This window comes from Mesorhizobium sp. M7D.F.Ca.US.005.01.1.1 (genome assembly GCF_003952545.1).
Classification (GTDB): Bacteria; Pseudomonadota; Alphaproteobacteria; order Rhizobiales; family Rhizobiaceae; genus Mesorhizobium; species Mesorhizobium loti.
The window spans coordinates 2,137,716-2,155,208 of record NZ_CP034453.1; the positions used below are offsets into that span (position 1 = coordinate 2,137,716).

A 17,493-nucleotide genomic window follows, 5' to 3' on the forward strand; every position below is an offset into this window, starting at 1 on the left:
TTCAGCGCGGTGTCGCGAAAGTCGCGGTTATTGAGGTGAAGCAGGTCAGCGGGGTGGCGAACTGTCCAAAATAACCCGGCTTTGAAACCGTTCTGGGCGGCTTTGATCCCATTTTGGGGGGACGTGGGTCAGTTCGAGCGTCGGCAGCGGCGGAGCAATGCGCAGCATTCGTCAAAATTTGGTAATCGCGATTGTCCGTCGAGAAGCCGCCTACCCGGCCTTGTCGGCGCGTCGTCGCGCGATAATTTTTGTTGAGAAGGGGACTTCGATCAAAAGGAGCCGACCATGAAACACCAAACCCTAAGCCAACTGCAGACAATCGCAGAAGTGGAACCCTTGTCGACATACCCGATCATGACCCGGCAACAGCGCATCGAGCGCTGGGCAAAGTTGCTGGACGAACATCCCGAGCGACGCTTGGGAGCGCTGACTGGCACTGAGCATCTGAAGGGGCAAGCCCGCGACGCAGCACGCAATGAGGGCTCACCAATCACAGTGGCCCTCGAGGATCCGGTACTACGTGCGGTCGGCCTGAAGGATGACACCTATGGAGAAGCAAAACGCTTCTTCGAACTGTCTGACTGGGAATTGCACGACATCGTCTGCAGTTGCCATGTCGGGACCACGATAGGAGGGCAATGGGCTGCCGCTAGAGTCCGTCGGACAATCGCTGAGAACAGGTTTCTCAAATGGCTCAGGGAGAGAATGTGGCACTGAGATTGCCTAGAACGGCGACAACGATTGAAGCTTGTTCGAAGCGCGGTGGGTGCACGATTTCGCGGGACCAAGTGGCGCTCCTTGGTCCCGTTCTTCCCGCAATGCGGTTGCTCCTGTGAATGCACGAGTTGTAGAGGCGAGGGGGCAGCAGGGCAAGCCGCCTTGTCCATAGAGGAGGCGAGACCCTACGCAATGCAGCGCCGTGCATGAAGGCTTCGCCGCCGGTTGCGGCAAGTGACCGGCGGAAACGTTGAGACCGTAGCGGGCTGACTGGCTTTTCGGGCTGATCAGCTGGCACGATGCGACTGGGTTGTGGTGGCGCCGCAAGTGCAAAACACAGCTGGTGAGATGAGGCAAGCGACTCTAATCGGAAGGGAGCAACATCTGTGCTTCCTTAGCCGCAGCCGCGAAAGCCTTGCGTATTATTTGCGGGTTAATAGGATCGCCCTCCAAAGCTGACCTGCAAAGGATCATCGCCTTGTGCCATCTGGGGCCACGTTTTGCCCATTTGAGGAGTTCGTCGGCAGCTACTTCGACGTGGTCGATCCGTTGGCGCGAGCCTGGCAAATCGGACCTCACATAGACTGGAGAAAGGAACGCGTGCATCGCTTGTCCGCGCTATCAAAAGACCCGCCGACCTTCAGCCGGCGGGAGGGAGGTCTGGAGTAGCCAGTGTGACCTGGCGTGTGAAAACGGGCGGATAAGCTTTTTGTTGCAGTTCACCGACGGAATATTAGCAGTCCCTTGACGACTAGGATTTCCGCCCCAGAGTCTCTTTATGGCTTGGAAAGTTACGGACATCAGCATAGGCGACGAAGTTGCGATAACCGTGACCGTGCTTAGAATGCTGGATGGTGCGCGAGCAAGTGTCAGCATTCCGTCCTATGCCTTTCCCCATTCGATGCCAGCACCAAAGAGGACCGAACCGGGCGACGAACTTGAGCTCAGAGGGAAGGTCAGTCGAATCGATGCAGAATCCCAAAAGGTCACCTTGAAGGCTGGCGGTTTGATCACCGTCGATGCCGATGCGATTACTGACTGGACGCCCGTTGCGCGCACGACGACGGCTCTTCGAGATGAGGTGCGCTAGCGACTCCGATTAAAGAGAAACATGGAAGCCCGAGCCGGGCCAAATTGGTTCGCATGACTTAGAACAGACCCGCCCGGCTGGAGTCGTCCAAGCGAGGAGGCCATGGTTCCTGGCCGAGTCTAGTCCATGAGGCCGAAGCCCTTGCGAAAGCCAATCATGACGACTGAAAAACTTACTGCCTGTCGGTTGCGCTCACCTTAAATGGCCGAAAACCAAGCCGCAAACCGGCGAACTGGTGCTCCGAGCAGATCATCCAGAATTGTTATCGGCCAGACGATATCGGAAGCGATTGCGAATATGTTCGTTGAAATAGCGGCCCTTGGCAAAAGCGGAACGGAACTCGGCAAAGATTTCAGGCGGCACGCCCTCAAACTCATACCGTTTGCCGCTGGCCACAAACCACACAGACAGGACTCGCTTGTCAGGATCATATTCGGTTTTGCGTATTGAGGTTGAGGGCATCCGGGAACACCTCTTTACATAACCCTCGCCGGCCACCTCGAGGGTCGAGGACACCTTCGGCAAACGAAGATTTGCGCCGGCCGAAAGTTCCATCGGCGGGAAAAAATGCAACCGCAGATGCTCCCAGCTTGCGCGCACCAGACGTACCGTCAGCGTGCACATGAGCGGCAACTAAATAGCAACTCTTGCGTTGGCGAAGATATAGCGTGAGCACGGGAGACTACGCATGACGGCCGATGCGGCAAACCTTTATCCTCGCGACCGGGACCGAATTTCGGGCAGTGAAGCTTATGTGGTTAGGCAACTTGCACGGCAGAACGGCATTGCCACAACCCAAGTCCACGAGCTAATCAACAGGTATGGCGGCAGCCGCACGAAGCTAATTGCTGCGGCGAAGCTACTTCGCTCCTCAACTGGACGGCTTAGCGCAGGCGAGTAATTATTGGATCTCTGATGACTTTCCAGCCATGGACACCTCCTGCGGCGAACGCTCGATCGCCAAATCTAGCCGACTTCGGATTCAGAAACATGCGGCCATGCGGCTGCATTACGATCTTCGCTTCAAGCTTGATGGTGCCTTCAAGTCATGAAAAAGACCGTGACCTGGGCCGACTACAATGGGATGGATTCAGCAAAGCTCGCCGCATGACTTCGAAAGCGATGGCGCCCCGACAAGGCCCCCAGGCAGTGCAGGTTCGAACAGATTTTAGAAAGATGAGAGATTTCCAGCCAGCGTATGTTTGCAGCGCCGCGCGTACCTTGATCCTTCCCATCGGATCAGTGTGAAGCTGCAGATATCGCGACCGACTCAATCAGGGACTTCATAGCCCAAGAGGTTCAACGCTTGTTAGCCTGGCCACTAATGTGTTGAAGGTCATTCGATAGTAGGGATTCTCTCCGCGTAGCGATCCGGCCATAGAAGAAAAATGGCCCCGGCGGCCACGCCGGAGCCATGGAAAAACCGGCCGCAATTCAAGCTGCTTGCAGTTCGGCCGCCCGGTCGTTCACCCCGCCTTCACCCAGTGACGTCAGGGCCTCGTCGGTAGCTTTCTCTTCCTCGAGGGTCGCGTTTAGCAATTCAACCACGTTATCCTTGCCAAGGGTGGTGGCCCAAGCAATCAACGTGCCGTAGCGAGCGATCTCGTAATGCTCGACAGCCTGCGCCGCGCCGACGAGCCCGGCATCCAGGGACGTCGATCCTTTATACTCATCGAGTATTTCCGATCCTTCCTCCAGAATGCCGTCGATGGCGGGGCAGGTCTTGCCGCGCGCAGGCGCGCCGAGGATTTCGAAAACCTCCTCGAGCCGTTCTACCTGGCCTTCGGTTTCCGCAAGGTGCTTTTCGAAGGCCGCGGTGACCTGCTCGTCATCCGCGTTCTTGGCCATCTTCGGCAAGGCCTTCAGAATTTTCTTCTCAGCATAGTAGATATCCTTGAGCCCATCGAGGAACAGATCCTCAAGGCCCTTGGTCTTGGCACTTGCCTTCTTGGTGGTTGCCATCGTTGTGTCCTCCTTGTTTGAAATGACCCGTTGGGGCATTTTCTAACCCGGAGAGAAGCCGGGAGTTCCCCTATCCGCATAATATTTGAGACTCGTCCCCCGGGCTGAGACGAGAAGACGAATACGACGACAAGCTGGGCATTAGGCACCGCCGGCTATTGGTGTGTTCATGCCGTCGGCGGATCGCCAGATGAGTTCATGTGGGCGAATGAGAAGCCGGGAACGCTGGCTTTGGCGATCGCCATCATGGCGCCTTCGATCCGGCCGAGAACGATGCGCTGCCGGAACCTGGGCCTTCCCCGCCAATCCAAACCAGGTCTGATTGAACGCAACGCCTGCGTTCCCCGACTTGCGACTATGTTGATAAGTTTCTGAGGCAGCACGGAAACGGATTTCCATCGCACCTGCTCGGTCTGATCGCAACTGCGGTAGTACCCGTCTGGCTCTTTGCGGTCCATCTGCTTGGCCAATATGCTCTGCACGGGCAATCCCGCTTCGAGCAGGATGCTCAAGACTGCAACGCATTGATCCGTGCTTTTTTGTGCGCATTGAAACGGGATGCTCTTCCGCCATTCAATGATCCACCATTCACCGAGGCCGACCTCCCGCGCCATTCTTTTAGCAAATCCTACTATAATGATTCTAGCGCTGGAGCCTTTTTCTGGTCAGGTCGTTGACGGACTGAGGGCATCTTGGGAACGCGAGACTTGACCACGAAAATTACGAAGCCTGGATTCGGTCGCGCCAAGCCTAGGTTGCTCGATGTGCTTGGCCCCGGCCTTATCACCGGAGCTTCCGACGACGATCCAAGCGGCATCGCCACGTATTCACAGGCCGGCGCGCAATTCGGTTTCGCCCTGACGTGGACGATGCTGTTCAGTTACCCTCTCATGTCGGTAATCCAGGAGATCAGCGCACGCATCGGCCGCACGACGGGGCGAGGCATCGCCGGCAACATGCGAGCCTATTACCCCAACTGGCTGCTTCAGGCGGTCGTTGCCCTGCTCCTTATAGCCAACACCATCAATATCGGAGCTGACCTCGGAGCCATGGGAGACGCCTTGAAGCTTATCGTTGGCGGTCCGGCTGTACTTTACGTTGTTGTCTTCGGGGTCATGTCGGTCGGGCTCCAGGTCATTCTGAAATACCACCGCTACGTTTCGATACTCAAATGGCTGACGGTCTCACTGTTCGCCTATTTCGGCACGGTGATGTTCGTTCAGGTCCCTTGGGATGAAGTGGCAAAAGGTCTGCTCATCCCGCGGTTCTCGGCTGACGCGTCGTTTTGGACAGCCGTTGTCGCGATTTTCGGCACCACAATCAGTCCATATTTGTTCTTCTGGCAGGCTTCCCAAGAGGTGGAGGACGAAAAGGCCAAGCCTGGCCGCAAGCCGCTCAAGAAGGCGCCAGCGCAGGCGCAGCATGCAATTCATCGCATCCGCCTGGATACTTATGTCGGTATGGCGTTTTCCAACCTGGTCGCCCTCGCGATTATGATCACAGCCGGCGCGACCCTTCACGCCAAGGGCATCACAAATATTGAAACAACCGGCCAAGCGGCTGAAGCATTGCGTCCCGTCGCCGGTGAGTTTGCATTTGCTGTCTTCGCGCTCGGTGTTATCGGAACGGGGCTGCTTGCCATTCCGGTTTTGGCAGGCTCGGCCGGCTATGCCCTTGGTGAGGCGCGCAAATGGCCTGTAGGCCTCGAACGCGAGCCGCTGGCGGCTAAGGCGTTCTACGCGACAATTGCGATAGCGACGCTGGCCGGTACCTGTCTCAACTTCACGCCGATCAATCCCATCAAGGCGCTCTACTGGAGCGCAGTGATCAACGGCATGGTGGCTGTGCCCGTGATGGCAGTTATGATGCTGATGACGGCTCGACGGGATGTGATGGGCAAGACAACCGTGCCACTGGCAATGCGGCTGATGGGATGGGTTGCGACAGCTATCATGGCGGCTGCAGCTATGGTGATGATCTTTCAGCTATCCACCTGATTTCTAGTTCGGATGGAAGAGAGCCGACGATTGGCGGTGCGCAGCGAGCCGTCGAAATTCTGTCGGGGCTCGCACGCTTCTCCTCGCCGCGGTCAAGCTTCCTAGTGATCGCGTCCCAACTCCGCCGACCAAACCCATGCGCGAGATGATAACTTCGCCGCGGCTATGTCCGGTGTCGAGGTGACAGTTGAGGATTCCGGATGCTGAACGTCGTTGCTGCGAGCAAACAGTGCCTCCTCCTCGTCTCTCTGCATCCCACCTACCGCTGCAGCAACGCTTGCTATGAACGCCCCAATCACTAACGACAGGGCGCCCAGCAGCGCGAAACTGGCGCTGGCTTTCCGGACAGTGTCGGCGGTTGCTTTGGCCTTGTTTCTTGCAGCCTCAAGGTTGGCAAGAACAGTGTCGACCCTGGTCTTCGCATCCGTCTCCGACAGACCAGTGCGGGAAGCGACCAGTCGCGTCAGGTAGGTTTTATCGTCAGCTGAGACCTGGCCGTTTGCGGAGCTGGTGATTAAGATGCGTGTTGCTTGTCCGATGGCGGATGCATCGTTTTGGCCAGCTGCGGCTACTGTTCCGGTATCTGTTGGCCGAAACAGCGTATCGACAAAATAGCCGAGAAAATTATCAGTTAGGGGTGCCACGCTGCTCGCTGCTGAGGAGGTCCCACCGCGGCGCCAGGGGCCACGGTGGAAGTTGCTTGCACACCCGAACCCAGCGCTGAGGAAAGAGCCGTGCCGAGAACACCGGCAACCAGTAACGTTGCCAAGGCCCAGGCGAGGAACCGTGAGCGGTGTCACGAAAGTAGACTTCGTCGGTGTGGACGTTCACCCATTTGGTGAGCAGCCGACCGGTAAGATAGCCGCCGACACCCGCTGATAGCCACTGCACCACGACAAGCCAGGCAGCGGTCGAAATCGCGAAGGTTGTGGCGGAGGCGCTCGATCCAGCCGATGACGAAGATTCGGTGACCGGCGAGACGTCGGTCGGTGAAAGGATCGTTTGCATTTCCACCCCCTAACGCGCAAAGAGCATGATCAGAATGATGATGGGGATCGGAACCCCGAGCAACCATAGCAAGATACCGCGTCCCATGAGCTCCTCCTAATAAAACGCTGAGACGAAGTAACAATTGCTTGAGGGTCGTTTCGTTCCGACGACCGTTTTCGAATCCTGTGATTTGCTTCCGTCCGCTGTCGGCTTAAGCCGCGCTTGATAAAGCCAATTACAGTATCTGAACTTCATCAGAAAAGCAGCCGCTGCCTTCATAGCAGCCGCGCTTGCGCCGATCCTGCTCGGCGTGGCGACTGACTTTTACGTGGCGGTCACGGTGCCGCTTCCATAGTAGGGAATTGGCAGGGGTGGGCGCCATCTTGGTTGGAGGAAGCTTGCTGTCCTTTGGTATCTCGTTCCGCTGATCACTCGTCTGCCGATTCGAACCGCTCAACTTAGACGCTGAAATCGAATCGAGATGAGCCCGCAAACCAAAGTTCGCGGGCTCGCCTTGACGAACTCACTTGACGATCAGGCGCTGTTTATCCCGCGACTGCACATAGGTGCCCTTGTCGTACGCGGTCTGCGCCGTAAGTTGGTCTTTGGTGAAATTTGTGTAGAGATATTTATTACCGTCCTTGTCTGTCATGAATTTGAGTTTTTCAAAGCCGACAGCCACCTCCTTGGCGCCGATGCCGAGGAAACCGCCGACGTCGATAATGACCGCATCAATCTTCTTGTCACCGGTCAGCACCACATCCCCGATCTTGCCCACATTCGCATCGTCGGCACCATAGACAGTTGTGCCAATCAGATCCTCAGCGCGGATTTTGTCGATCGGCATTTCAGTGAGTGTCGTCCTATCGACCGTTGTTGCCGAGTTCGCCGGCGCCGGCGTCACGGTCGGCGTCGCGGGCTTGGTCGAAGCGGTCGAAAGGGAGGCATCGTATGCCTTTGTATCGAATGCGGGCAGGGCCGTCAGTTCCTCCTTAGTCGCGCTGATGACCAACCATCGCTTGGCGTTCTTTTCGGCCCACTGGGCCTTATCGAAGTCGTAAGCGACATTTTTTTCACCAACCTTGAGAAAGCCGCCGACGCCGATGATCAGAAACTTAGCTGTGCCGTCCTTCGATAGGAGGATGTCATTTACTTCGCCGATATCTTCGGCATTGTCGCCGGTGCCATTGTAGACTTCCACTCCCATGAACTTCGAGACCAGCTTGCCATCAGGAATAGCTTGGACGGCAACATTTTGGGCAGCGGTTGCAGCAGATATCACATTGCCTGCATAGGCACCGGATGCGATGAACGTGGCGAGTGCGGTGGTAGCAAGGAGCTTATAGAACATGACGTACCTCGTGCGGTTTGAGTGCGCGCCGCTTCATATGAGCGCTCCTCAAACAAACCATTCGCTAAGGCTAATGTTCCATTGCAAACAGCGGTTTATCAATCTTCTCGGGGTTTTCTAGTCCCGTAATGCGACGATGACCTGTGGCATAAGGGCAGGCCGCGAGGAACAGTCCGTCATGCCAGCCCGGCCTTCGGTCTTATAGCGCTCGACCCGGCGCGCCACTCTTGGCCAAGACACCATACGCCCGCACCGCACAGGCTTTGCAAAAGGTGCCTTCTCTCACGCAGAGGCGTGAGACGGGCATGCTTGTGGCGCGCATCCTTGTCATTCGGGGCCTCCGGTGTGTGCCAAAGCCTGGTAACTCCAGTCTCCTCGGTCCAGTCCGATGGATAGCCTCCTGGATAGGGGGACATCCTAGGGCTGCTTCAATCGCGCTGCACGGCGGGACTTCCCGAGCCCTTCGCCATCAACCGTTTGCACATTGTCTTGGTGTTGAAATCTTCCAGTCTTCACGCTCAGCCATTTTAAGTCCGTCGAAGAAACTTCGCCACCCCATCGGCGTTGGAGCATACGAAGGGAACATTCAGCTTGGAGACCCCCTGTGAGGAATTTTTTGCTAACGCGTTCGAAATCGATAAACCCTGATTGAACAGCCTGAAGGGGTCGCCATCAAAGCAGCGCGGGCGATTTCGATTGCTCGGGGGCTGGCAAGGTCTGCGCTGGCAAGACTTTCGTCGAAAGTCTTGGTCTTGCCGAATTCGACGGTCTCAAAGCGGAACTTGGCCATAACGACCTCCTTCCTTTAGCGGAATGCCCCGCTGTGGTTGCACTCCATTTCAGGAAGCTCAGGGATCGCTGGCTGATGAGCTAGAGACGACCGAGGACAACCAGAATGATGACAATGATCAGCAGTAAACCGAGGCCGCCGCCCCCATAGTAGCCGGTACCATAGAAGGGGCCGCCGCCGAGGCCGCTGAAGCCGCCAAGCAGAGCAAGGATCAAAATGATGATCAGAATTGTGCCGAGACCCATGTATGGTTCCTCCGTACTAACCCCGCATGCAGGCACGTGCAGCGCCTATGCGCTGAATATGAACTCGAAACGAAGCTTTCTGTTCCGGCGTCGGGGAGATTGCCCCATTGTTCCTTGGCCTTAACCTTGAACTGCAGCCATTTGCCTTGATTTGATCCAGTCCGTGATTTCCTTTCCTTCTGTTGAGAGACAGTGCTCAGCCTCACCGACCCTTCCTTGTTAGGGGAGAAGCGGGCTGATCAGGGATATCTAATCGGCAGCAGTTGAGGGGACAGCTGGCAGAGGATGAACCCGGGTCGATAACGAATTGTTCCGGAACTCCCAGACGAAATGCTCCGGTGGCAAAAAAAGCCGCCAGCGGCTAGCCAACGGGCTCGAAGTTCTGGAGTAGCCAGAGTGAAATTGGCAAAGGTCAACGCGCGGTGGAGGGCGTTGTTGCGCGGCGCATCCACTTTGCGTCGAGAAGCGCGTCCTCGATGCTGCCCGCCGCGGTGGAACAATCATGCCCCATGTCGGTTTTCCACGCAGGCCGCATCGGCTTGGAGGCAAAGAGAACAGGATTGGTTCCCCGGCTTCACACCCCGGCCCCACCGGCCCGCTGCCTGGCAAAGCGTATCGACACTCGTACCGTCAAGCCTCGCAAGGGAATGCCAACCCTTCGCTTGAGCAAAAAGGAGTTCCAGGATCGGTATCGCAGACAGTTCTGGGCTGCTTTTCGACTGCCGCTGCGCTCTGTCACTGGCCATGCTCCTGCTATCCCAATCATTCTTTGGGACAAATCCACGGGAAGCATCGCTTCCTGGATCATATCACGGCCACGGGTGAGACTTTGACAGCAACGTATAGCCGGTCTCTTGATCGTGAGGCTTGGATTCCGAAAGGCGTTTGGTGGAGGGGCAAGCCGTTAACCGGATCGCGCGCCCAAGGTTGGCCAATCACCTGACCGCAACGGCTAGCTGATGTCTACGTCCAAGTTTTTCGATGACAGATGCGGGCGTATTGCTCAACTCCGAAATCGACCCGAGCGAATTCCTCATAACTTTGGCTGGTGTAGGACTGGCGCGCCTGGAAGCTGCTCGTTTCCACGACAGCTCCCTTGCACCCGCGTCGTCTCGCTTCCTCCTCGACCTGGGCCAAAAGGCGCGCGCCGAGCCACCGTCTACGCAGATGCTGGGGCAGGAAAACATATCGAGAAACCAAAGCCCGAGTTTCGTCCGTCCCAAAGGCCGCCCAATATCTTTCCGGACGCATCGCATAACTCGGCTCCGATCGACGCCCGATCATCCACTTCGGTGGTTTCTACATTATACTTGTACAGGGCGGCAGCCTGCGCCTTTGCCTGCTCGGCATTCGAAGGCTGATCCGGAAATTCCTGCATCGGGAGCATGCTGATAGAACTTACTTCGTGACTTCGGGTTGCGAGGTTGGAGGTCGATGTCCGGGTATAGAGTTGGGGCCACGAACTTCGTTGCAGGATCCGCGACGAAATGTGGCTCGGTTCCTGACATTGCCTGATGGGCTGGCCTTCACCATCTAGCCATGATGTCGACGCTCAAATCAAAAAAATCCGGCGCATCCCTGCGCCAGCGCGATCTCTTCGGCGCCGGCGACGATCTGCCCGAAGGCTTCGTCTATCAGTCGGAATTGATAACACCACAGGAAGAAGCGGAGCTCGCCCGGCATCTTGAAGGCCTGCCCTTCGAGGCGTTCGATTTCCATGGCCATCTGGCAAACCGGCGCGTCGTCGGTTTTGGCCTGCGCTACGACTATGACAGACGCGAGGTCCTTGAGGCGCCGCCCATACCCGACTTTCTGCTACCCCTACGCGTGAAGGTTGCGGCCTTTGCGAGCCGGCCCGCCGAGGCCTTCGCGCAGGTATTGATCAACGAATACCGACCCGGCGCTGGCATTGGCTGGCATCGAGACAAGCCTCATTTCGAAGATGTAGCCGGCGTCTCGTTGCTGGCGCCTTGCATCTTCCGGCTCCGCCGAAAGAGCGGCGCCAAATGGGATCGCCGGACCATCGGCGTCGAGCCAAGGTCGGCCTATCTGATGACCGGACCATCGCGTACGGAATGGGAGCACAGCATTCCGCCGGTTGACCTGCATCGATACTCGATCACCTTGCGGACTTTGCGGTCTCGAAATTGAACATCGCTTTGCGCTCTTGCTGAGCTTTGAAATCGCGTTGCGATGCTTTCACGAGTTCTTGATCGCAAACCGTCCTGGGGAACCTCCCAACCCCAAGATGGTTTGGAAGACAGATCCAGCTTTCAAAGGTAGAGATTCCATGGCCAGGACGGAATCCAACTCGTTGGTGGCCAAGCGCCCGTTCTATAAAACGCCGATGGCGGTGGCCAAGGCGTGTTTCATCGGTACGCTGCTGACCGACGTGACCTATTGGCGAAGCGCGGAAATGATGTGGGCCGATTTTTCCGCCTGGCTGCTCTTCGCCGGCCTGGTCGTGGGCGTGCTTGCGGCTCTAGCGGCCCTTGTCGATTTGTTCACCGGTCGACTTTCCGGTGCGGCAAGGTCTGCGTGGCCCTCACTTCTCGGCAACCTCGTCGTGCTCGTCATAGCGTTCTTCAACGCGCTCGTGCATAGCCGCGATGCCTGGACCTCGGTGATGCCGACAGGGCTCACCCTGTCAGTCGCGGCCGTGATCGTCCTGCTCCTCGTGTGTTTGCTGGGATGGAGTTCCGACCACAATCGAGTGGAGGTGGTCGAATGAGCGCCATAGTGTTCTCCAGCCGATATGTCCAACGCGCGGCAGGTCTCGGTCTGCTGTGCGGATTGCTCCTCACACTGCCGGCGTGCAGCAATGATGAGCCGGACCCAGGTGACCAGGTCGGAGCGAACCCGACACTGCCTCAATTGGCTCAGTATCTTATTCCGCCGATGCACGTCGCTTCGATCATCGGGTGGAAACAGGATGAGACGCCGACGGTCGCCAAGGGCCTGCAGATCAAAGCCTTCGCGAAAGGACTGAAGCATCCGCGCTCGCTCTACACACTTCCGAACGGAGACATTCTCGTGGTCGAGTCCGTGGCGCCGCCCGGTGCTGCGATCAAGCGTCCGAAAGACCTGATCATGGGCTGGATCGAGTCCATGGCGACCTCGGGCGGGGGCAATGAAGGAAGCAACCGCGTCACCTTGCTGCGCGACACGAACGGCGATGGCATGCCCGATGTCCAGGACATATTCCTCGATCATCTCAATTCGCCCTTCGGCGTGGCCCTGGTCGGCAACGATCTCTACGTCGCCAACACCGACGCCATCGTGCGTTACCCCTACACCACGGGCGACACCAAGATCACCGCCCCCGGCACCGTACTCACACCGTTGCCTGGTGGGCCGATCGACCACCATTGGACCAAATCCCTTGTCGCCAGTCCTGACGGGTCGCTGCTTTATGTCGGGATCGGCTCCAACAGCAATATCACCGAGAACGGCATCCAGGCCGAGAAGGACCGGGCCGCGATCTGGGAGGTCGACCGGGCCACCGGGCGCTATCGCATTTTCGCGAGCGGGCTGCGCAATCCGAACGGGCTGAGCTGGGAGCCGCGGAGCGGGGCGCTGTGGGCGGTCATCAACGAGCGTGACGAGCTTGGTCCCGATCTGGTTCCCGATTACATGACATCGGTCAAGGACGGTGCGTTCTATGGCTGGCCCTACAGCTATTACGGCCAGCATGTCGATCCTCGCGTGATGCCGCAGAGGCCGGATCTGGTGGCGAAAGCTATCCCTCCGGACTATGCCTTGAGTTCCCATGTCGCACCGTTGGGCCTGGTGTTCTACACCGGAACCAACCTGCCGGACCCCTATCGCAACGGCGCCTTTGTCGGCGAGCATGGCAGCTGGAACCGCAAGCACTTCAATGGCTACAAAGTCGTCTTCGTAGCGTTCAAGGACGGCCATCCGCAAGGCAAGCCGCAGGATGTCGTCACCGGCTTTCTCGACAACGACAACAAGGCGCATGGGCGGCCCGTCGGAGTTGCCGTCGACAAGGCGGGGGCGCTGTTGATAGCGGACGATGTCGGAAACACGGTCTGGCGCGTGACGTCCGCATCCCGGTAGATATTTCTTCTCGTATAACGCGTGCCGCGAGAAACAGCACCGAGCCCGCTGCCTTTCTCTTCCGGAACAAGTCTTTCAAGATGGCGTTGACTGCCATGTGATCCCGTCGCGAAGGCAACAATGCCGATTGATCGGGGGGCCCTCGAAACAGTCAAGGACGTTCAAATGCAGCTGACAGCCTTCGCCCTCAATTGCTCTCTCAAGGCCTCCGGCGACAAGGAGAAATCCTCCACCGACCGCCTGCTTGCCGACCTTCTGGCAGCGCTGGTACCGCATGGGGTCAAGGGCGAGATCGTGCGTTCGCTCGATCATGATATCAAGGCCGGTGTGCTTTCAGACATGGGCAAGGGCGACGACTGGCCGAAACTCAGGCGGAAGATTCTGGCAGCCGATATTTTCGTGCTTGGGTTGCCGATATGGCTCGGTCAGCCCTCGAGCGTTGCCAAGCGCGTGCTGGAGCGCATGGATGCGTTCTTGGACGAAACCGATGGCCAGGGGCGCATGCCGGCGGCCGGAAAGGTTGCTCTGGTGGCCATTGTCGGCAATGAGGATGGGGCGCATCACTGCCATGCTGCATGCTTTCAAGCCCTGAACGATGTCGGCTTCACCATTCCCGCCAACAGTGGAATCTACTGGGTCGGCGAAGCCATGGGCGATGTCAATTATATCGACCTGCCTGAAACGCCGGAAAAGGTTGCCGCCGCGATCGAAATGACTGCTTCCAACGCTGCCCATCTCGCTGGCTTGTTGAAAGGCGAAGCCTATCCTGGCGTCTTGCGGTGAAGGTCGGTCTGGGTGTTGGCCCTCTGTATCCCAAACGCCTGAATGCTCCAACCGAAAGCCACGCCGGTTCGTCCCTTCATCGGTGATTGCCCGCGATCGCCGGATGGCAATAACGCAGCCCGTCGTGCTGCGGGCAAGACGGGCTGCGGGTATCATGCTAGGAATGAGCACGATCTTAAATGTATCCGGGTCAACGATGACGATCCGGCCGTCGGCGAGCACGAAATACTCATATGTCTCATAAGCTGGGACAATCTTGACGATGCGAGCCGGCAAGCGATGCAGCCTGATCTTGTGACGCGGCACCTCGATGCCTACGGAAACCTCGAAATCGACATTGGCTACGGGCTCGACCTTCGTCTCTTTGATCATCTGGGTGATTTGGGTTTTCTGTTCGACCGTCACATTGTCGAAGCGGTCGAAGTCTTATGCTGCGTAGAGTCTTGCCTTGGGCCTGCTGGTCCGTAGTAGCGCCGGGCTTGCCTTGGGCCTGCTCACCGGCCTTGGCCCCGGTCTTGCGGTTAGCGGTTCCGGCGGCGCAGTTTGTATCTGCTCCCCGCTGGCTTTCCGACTGTTGTTGAGCCATTGCCGTTCCACAGCCAAGCCCGATCACCAGCATGCTGGTGACGGGAACTGTTTCATACGAAAATCTCCCTGAGAAAGTCGTCCCTTCACCGGGTCGAACTTCATCAAAAAGGGTTGGTTCCAGGATGAAGGCGAAGGACTGCCAAAAGTCGCCGCCATGAGGACGGAGCACGGCACATTCGGCAAACCACAGGTCCATCAAATTTAAATGACCGGACCTTCGTTCGATGGGACGCTGATGTCTCGCCAGATCAGGAGGAAGGCGTGGCCCATCCCCAACGCGAAAACGACGAAAAGTTTGAACCCAGCGGCGCCGCCGTAGAGCCGCGCATTGAGGTCGTCGAAGCGTGTGGCGAATGGTTCGTCCGCGTGGTCGGAGACGACCAACAAGTTTGCCGTCAGTTCGAGCTCGAGTCCATCGCCCTTGCCTATGCGGAAGGCCAGCGCAGGCGTTTGAAGCTTGCGGCCATTGTGCGCCTTTAGCAGGCCGGTTCCACATATGGGTGAGCTTGGAGGACATGCCGATACGTCCCGCAACGTTGCCTGTCAGTGGGCACCATTAGACGAGGCAAGCAGCGCGGCGACTTGAAGCAAGTCGCTCACCTGGGTTCGTTGTTCATGCTTAGATAGGTAGGATCGAACTCGGCAAGCTCTGCAAGCTGATCCCAATCCAGAATGGTGACCGTGTGGTTCACCCAGGTGATGACCTTGGTCTTTTTCAGGGATCCGATCACCCGGTTCATATGCACAACCGACAGACCCAGCACATCGGCCATCTCCGCTTGCGAAAGGGGCAGGTCGAAGCTCATGCCGCTGGTGCGCTTGACCACCTGCAGGCGAACGAAGAGTTCGCATATGAGATGGGCGAGATGCGAAGTCTTGGAGCGCCTGCCCATTGCCACGATCCATTCGCGATGAATGGCGCCATCGACCAGTGTGTCGAGCCACAACAGGCGGGTCAGGTGCGGCGCCCGTTCGGTAATTGTCCTCAATTTGCTGTGGTCCGCGAACATGACACGGCAAGGAGAGAGCGCAACGATGCCGTGGTCCATCGTCTTCAGCAGGAAGGCGTGGAGGTCGACGAAGTCGCCAGGCACCTGCAAGGAGGTGAACTGCCGGCCACCATCCTCGAGCACTTTGTAGCGTGCCGCCAGGCCGTCGAGCAGCATCGTGCTGTAGGCTGGCCGCGATCCTGTCGAGACGAGGTCCTGGCCCTTTTCAAAATCTCTTCCAAAGGTGACCGTCTCGGCGAGCACAGCCTTCTCTTCGTTCGATAGATCGTCATGCTGACCAAGTTGCAGATAAAGGGGTTCCAGCATGGCGGCCTCGGGGCGATCGAAGTGGGAAGCCGATCGCCTGTATGTCGGGAAGCCGAACCCTAGACCATCGGAAGATGACAAAAGCTACCATTTGACAGGCTGCGCCAGTTTTCGTGCAAATGCTAGTGCGCAGGGGGAACCATTCGCATGTCGACGTATTTAGAACGCTGAGGCTTCCATGAATGAAACGTTACTATTTCGATCTTTATAACGGCGACGGCCTGGTCTCGGACGAGGTTGGCCAGCTGTTCGAATCCCGAGAGCAGGCAAGAGCGGAAGCAGTTCGCATCTTGCATGACATTGCTCGCGATGAAATGCCGGATCGCGATCTCGTCAAGATAACCCTTAAAATGCGTGACAAGGGTGGGACGCGGGTGTTCGAGGCGTCTCTCACCCTCAACGCCGCCTGGACCGCCTGACAGCCTCATCAATACAACGATGCAGGAATGCGTGGCGGCTAGTTCGTATGGCCATCGTCGATGTCGGCATCGGCCATGCTCCATTGCCTGCGATGCGTATATCCTTCGAACTCCACGGCCATGGCTTGGCGCACCGCGCTTTGCGCGCCATCGGCTCCGAAGACATAGTCGAAACTTTCTTGGCCGTGGGGTGTGTCGATCCGCGCTGCGGAAGCGTCACCGGCTTCCTGCAGGCCGATCAGCGTATTGCGCCATCCGACCGCAGATCTCAAATTCCGCCAACCGCGCAGCCATTACGGTTTCTGTGTCCCCCCGCGGCAACGACAGCAGAAAATTGTAACGACGAGGCAGAACCGAGAAATCAATCCGTCCGAGGGATTGGCCGTTGGCGTGAAACAGGCTCCGCGGATTTTCAGGCCATTGGCCAGCAACTGGGCGGCGACGTCGCTGGGTTTCCAGAATATCGAGGCTGTGCGAACTCATGCCGACCGCCTTGGCGAGCGGTGCCGGTCCGTCCTTGCGGTCGATGATTCGGGATACAACGCCGCGCCTAGCCATTTCAGGCCTGTCGGGCCGGCTCCGACAATCAGGATGGAGGGATCGCGCCATTGGACATCAGCTTTTTGGCAGCGCGTAAGCGATGACATCATCGCCAACTTTCGTCTCCATGAAATGATGGCCGCCGGGAGCTATGACGACGTACTGCCTGCCATCTACCTCATGATCCTGCCCGGCATGGGAGTGGTCTCCGAGGTTGCCCTGTTTCAGCCGGCGGCCGCTGTTCGGCTATAAGGCCGTCGCCCTGTCCTCAATGGCAATCGCCGTGTTCGGCCTCCTGGTAGGGGGCCACCACATGTTCGTCTCCGGCAGTCAAGCCAATGCCGGCCTGCTGTTCTCGTTCCTGTCGTTCTGCGACGCCATTCCCTCGGCGATCAAGGTGTTCAACTGGAGCCTGACGCTGCGCCAGGGATGCAGACCTCACTGTTCTTGAAGGCAGGCCATGTGACCAATCCGAATTTATAGTTCAAGCACAGCTTGATGCTGTGGCCTTCGTTGTCGAACCCGGTGTTTGACGCCAAACTCGATGGTCTGGTTCCAAGGTCTAGATAAACATATTCGGGTTTCGGTGACCAATGGTCATCGAATGATACCGTCGGGCCTTTGATGA

Annotated in this window: 20 protein-coding genes and 3 pseudogenes; 11 read left to right on the forward strand and 12 right to left on the reverse strand. The window is 57.7% G+C overall.

What is annotated here, in order from left to right; translation table 11 throughout:
* Window positions 1–285 precede the first annotated feature (285 nt).
* Together EJ076_RS10270 and EJ076_RS10280 are read left to right on the forward strand one after the other, a co-directional pair.
* Window positions 286–717, forward strand: coding sequence for a hypothetical protein (locus tag EJ076_RS10270; RefSeq protein ID WP_109670949.1), 432 nt, complete (start codon window positions 286–288; stop codon window positions 715–717).
* A gap of 778 nt (window positions 718–1,495) precedes the next feature.
* Window positions 1,496–1,807, forward strand: a complete 312-nt coding sequence (locus EJ076_RS10280; RefSeq protein WP_109670944.1) for a hypothetical protein — start codon at window positions 1,496–1,498, stop codon at window positions 1,805–1,807.
* Between the two features lie 249 nt (window positions 1,808–2,056).
* On the opposite strand, the gene EJ076_RS36130 is transcribed toward EJ076_RS10280, so the two are convergent.
* From EJ076_RS36130 to EJ076_RS35140, 3 genes are all read right to left on the reverse strand, one after another.
* Window positions 2,057–2,431 (reverse strand): KTSC domain-containing protein, encoded by a 375-nt coding sequence (locus tag EJ076_RS36130; protein ID WP_348639815.1) that lies wholly within the window; start codon window positions 2,429–2,431, stop codon window positions 2,057–2,059.
* 810 nt (window positions 2,432–3,241) lie between these two features.
* The gene (locus EJ076_RS10295) at window positions 3,242–3,769 is read right to left on the reverse strand and encodes a ferritin-like domain-containing protein (RefSeq protein ID WP_109670938.1); all 528 of its coding nucleotides are present in this window, start codon (window positions 3,767–3,769) and stop codon (window positions 3,242–3,244) included.
* 167 nt (window positions 3,770–3,936) lie between these two features.
* Window positions 3,937–4,383 carry a hypothetical protein gene (locus tag EJ076_RS35140; protein WP_164548594.1) on the reverse strand — a complete coding sequence of 149 codons (447 nt, stop codon included), beginning with the start codon at window positions 4,381–4,383 and terminating at the stop codon, window positions 3,937–3,939.
* A gap of 93 nt (window positions 4,384–4,476) precedes the next feature.
* On the opposite strand from EJ076_RS35140, the gene EJ076_RS10300 reads away from it, so the two are divergent.
* Entirely contained in the window at window positions 4,477–5,766 is a 1,290-nt protein-coding gene (locus EJ076_RS10300; RefSeq protein WP_206438781.1) for a divalent metal cation transporter, read from the forward strand.
* Window positions 5,767–5,990: 224 nt separating this feature from the next.
* On the opposite strand, the pseudogene EJ076_RS10305 reads toward EJ076_RS10300, so the two are convergent.
* The 6 genes and pseudogenes from EJ076_RS10305 to EJ076_RS10330 form a co-directional block, all read right to left on the reverse strand.
* Window positions 5,991–6,774: pseudogene (locus tag EJ076_RS10305) on the reverse strand (hypothetical protein); the annotation flags it as partial.
* A 505-nt stretch (window positions 6,775–7,279) separates the two neighbouring features.
* A complete protein-coding gene (locus EJ076_RS10310) occupies window positions 7,280–8,107 on the reverse strand; it encodes a PRC-barrel domain-containing protein (protein WP_126067740.1) in 828 nt (275 codons plus the stop codon).
* Between the two features lie 144 nt (window positions 8,108–8,251).
* Window positions 8,252–8,414: pseudogene (locus tag EJ076_RS10315) on the reverse strand (leucine zipper domain-containing protein); the annotation flags it as partial.
* A 312-nt stretch (window positions 8,415–8,726) separates the two neighbouring features.
* Complete coding sequence (locus EJ076_RS35145; RefSeq protein WP_164548595.1) at window positions 8,727–8,897, reverse strand: hypothetical protein; 171 nt, start codon at window positions 8,895–8,897, stop codon at window positions 8,727–8,729.
* 80 nt (window positions 8,898–8,977) lie between these two features.
* The gene (locus tag EJ076_RS10320) at window positions 8,978–9,142 is read right to left on the reverse strand and encodes a DUF3309 family protein (protein ID WP_109670929.1); all 165 of its coding nucleotides are present in this window, start codon (window positions 9,140–9,142) and stop codon (window positions 8,978–8,980) included.
* Window positions 9,143–10,105: 963 nt separating this feature from the next.
* Window positions 10,106–10,426: a GNAT family N-acetyltransferase gene (locus EJ076_RS10330; protein WP_348639816.1), complete on the reverse strand. Its 321-nt coding sequence runs from the start codon at window positions 10,424–10,426 to the stop codon at window positions 10,106–10,108.
* A gap of 258 nt (window positions 10,427–10,684) precedes the next feature.
* On the opposite strand from EJ076_RS10330, the gene EJ076_RS10335 reads away from it, so the two are divergent.
* From EJ076_RS10335 to EJ076_RS10350, 4 genes are all read left to right on the forward strand, one after another.
* Window positions 10,685–11,293 (forward strand): alpha-ketoglutarate-dependent dioxygenase AlkB, encoded by a 609-nt coding sequence (locus tag EJ076_RS10335; protein WP_109671181.1) that lies wholly within the window; start codon window positions 10,685–10,687, stop codon window positions 11,291–11,293.
* 139 nt (window positions 11,294–11,432) lie between these two features.
* Window positions 11,433–11,873: a DUF2231 domain-containing protein gene (locus EJ076_RS10340; protein WP_109670924.1), complete on the forward strand. Its 441-nt coding sequence runs from the start codon at window positions 11,433–11,435 to the stop codon at window positions 11,871–11,873.
* Window positions 11,870–13,219 (forward strand): sorbosone dehydrogenase family protein, encoded by a 1,350-nt coding sequence (locus EJ076_RS10345; RefSeq protein ID WP_164548596.1) that lies wholly within the window; start codon window positions 11,870–11,872, stop codon window positions 13,217–13,219. Before EJ076_RS10340 ends, EJ076_RS10345 begins: the two co-directional genes overlap by 4 nt.
* Before the next feature lie 165 nt (window positions 13,220–13,384).
* Window positions 13,385–14,002, forward strand: a complete 618-nt coding sequence (locus EJ076_RS10350) for an NAD(P)H-dependent oxidoreductase (protein ID WP_109670922.1) — start codon at window positions 13,385–13,387, stop codon at window positions 14,000–14,002.
* 222 nt (window positions 14,003–14,224) lie between these two features.
* On the opposite strand, the pseudogene EJ076_RS35720 reads toward EJ076_RS10350, so the two are convergent.
* A pseudogene (locus tag EJ076_RS35720) lies at window positions 14,225–14,374 on the reverse strand (DUF1236 domain-containing protein); the annotation flags it as partial.
* A 477-nt stretch (window positions 14,375–14,851) separates the two neighbouring features.
* Here EJ076_RS35720 and EJ076_RS10360 point away from each other — a divergent pair.
* Window positions 14,852–15,070 carry a hypothetical protein gene (locus EJ076_RS10360; protein WP_109670919.1) on the forward strand — a complete coding sequence of 73 codons (219 nt, stop codon included), beginning with the start codon at window positions 14,852–14,854 and terminating at the stop codon, window positions 15,068–15,070.
* 116 nt (window positions 15,071–15,186) lie between these two features.
* Here EJ076_RS10360 and EJ076_RS10365 read toward each other — a convergent pair whose 3' ends face one another.
* A complete protein-coding gene (locus tag EJ076_RS10365; protein WP_109670917.1) occupies window positions 15,187–15,906 on the reverse strand; it encodes a Crp/Fnr family transcriptional regulator in 720 nt (239 codons plus the stop codon).
* Window positions 15,907–16,088: 182 nt separating this feature from the next.
* On the opposite strand from EJ076_RS10365, the gene EJ076_RS10370 reads away from it, so the two are divergent.
* Window positions 16,089–16,325 (forward strand): hypothetical protein, encoded by a 237-nt coding sequence (locus EJ076_RS10370; protein ID WP_109670915.1) that lies wholly within the window; start codon window positions 16,089–16,091, stop codon window positions 16,323–16,325.
* Between the two features lie 38 nt (window positions 16,326–16,363).
* Here the strand turns inward: EJ076_RS10370 and EJ076_RS10375 are convergent, their stop codons facing one another.
* Window positions 16,364–16,597, reverse strand: a complete 234-nt coding sequence (locus EJ076_RS10375) for an FAD-dependent monooxygenase (protein ID WP_164548597.1) — start codon at window positions 16,595–16,597, stop codon at window positions 16,364–16,366.
* Between the two features lie 148 nt (window positions 16,598–16,745).
* Here EJ076_RS10375 and EJ076_RS35725 point away from each other — a divergent pair, with 148 nt between their 5' ends.
* Both EJ076_RS35725 and EJ076_RS35730 read left to right on the forward strand, forming a co-directional pair.
* On the forward strand, window positions 16,746–17,117 hold the full coding sequence (locus tag EJ076_RS35725; RefSeq protein WP_245462997.1) for a hypothetical protein: 372 nt from the start codon (window positions 16,746–16,748) through the stop codon (window positions 17,115–17,117).
* 19 nt (window positions 17,118–17,136) lie between these two features.
* Window positions 17,137–17,316: a cbb3-type cytochrome c oxidase subunit I gene (locus EJ076_RS35730; RefSeq protein WP_245462998.1), complete on the forward strand. Its 180-nt coding sequence runs from the start codon at window positions 17,137–17,139 to the stop codon at window positions 17,314–17,316.
* Window positions 17,317–17,493: the final 177 nt, after the last annotated feature.

What these genes read in the sequence shown, in the direction of transcription:
- EJ076_RS10270 (WP_109670949.1), top strand. Translation starts at nt 286, where the DNA reads ATGAAACACCAAACCCTAAGCCAACTGCAGACAATCGCAGAAGTGGAA.
- EJ076_RS10280 (WP_109670944.1), top strand. Translation starts at nt 1,496, where the DNA reads ATGGCTTGGAAAGTTACGGACATCAGCATAGGCGACGAAGTTGCGATA.
- EJ076_RS36130 (WP_348639815.1), bottom strand. Translation starts at nt 2,431, where the DNA reads ATGTGCACGCTGACGGTACGTCTGGTGCGCGCAAGCTGGGAGCATCTG.
- EJ076_RS10295 (WP_109670938.1), bottom strand. Translation starts at nt 3,769, where the DNA reads ATGGCAACCACCAAGAAGGCAAGTGCCAAGACCAAGGGCCTTGAGGAT.
- EJ076_RS35140 (WP_164548594.1), bottom strand. Translation starts at nt 4,383, where the DNA reads ATGGCGCGGGAGGTCGGCCTCGGTGAATGGTGGATCATTGAATGGCGG.
- EJ076_RS10310 (WP_126067740.1), bottom strand. Translation starts at nt 8,107, where the DNA reads ATGTTCTATAAGCTCCTTGCTACCACCGCACTCGCCACGTTCATCGCA.
- EJ076_RS35145 (WP_164548595.1), bottom strand. Translation starts at nt 8,897, where the DNA reads ATGGCCAAGTTCCGCTTTGAGACCGTCGAATTCGGCAAGACCAAGACT.
- EJ076_RS10320 (WP_109670929.1), bottom strand. Translation starts at nt 9,142, where the DNA reads ATGGGTCTCGGCACAATTCTGATCATCATTTTGATCCTTGCTCTGCTT.
- EJ076_RS10330 (WP_348639816.1), bottom strand. Translation starts at nt 10,426, where the DNA reads ATGATCGGGCGTCGATCGGAGCCGAGTTATGCGATGCGTCCGGAAAGA.
- EJ076_RS10335 (WP_109671181.1), top strand. Translation starts at nt 10,685, where the DNA reads ATGTCGACGCTCAAATCAAAAAAATCCGGCGCATCCCTGCGCCAGCGC.
- EJ076_RS10340 (WP_109670924.1), top strand. Translation starts at nt 11,433, where the DNA reads ATGGCCAGGACGGAATCCAACTCGTTGGTGGCCAAGCGCCCGTTCTAT.
- EJ076_RS10345 (WP_164548596.1), top strand. Translation starts at nt 11,870, where the DNA reads ATGAGCGCCATAGTGTTCTCCAGCCGATATGTCCAACGCGCGGCAGGT.
- EJ076_RS10350 (WP_109670922.1), top strand. Translation starts at nt 13,385, where the DNA reads ATGCAGCTGACAGCCTTCGCCCTCAATTGCTCTCTCAAGGCCTCCGGC.
- EJ076_RS10365 (WP_109670917.1), bottom strand. Translation starts at nt 15,906, where the DNA reads ATGCTGGAACCCCTTTATCTGCAACTTGGTCAGCATGACGATCTATCG.
- EJ076_RS10370 (WP_109670915.1), top strand. Translation starts at nt 16,089, where the DNA reads ATGAAACGTTACTATTTCGATCTTTATAACGGCGACGGCCTGGTCTCG.
- EJ076_RS35730 (WP_245462998.1), top strand. Translation starts at nt 17,137, where the DNA reads ATGGCAATCGCCGTGTTCGGCCTCCTGGTAGGGGGCCACCACATGTTC.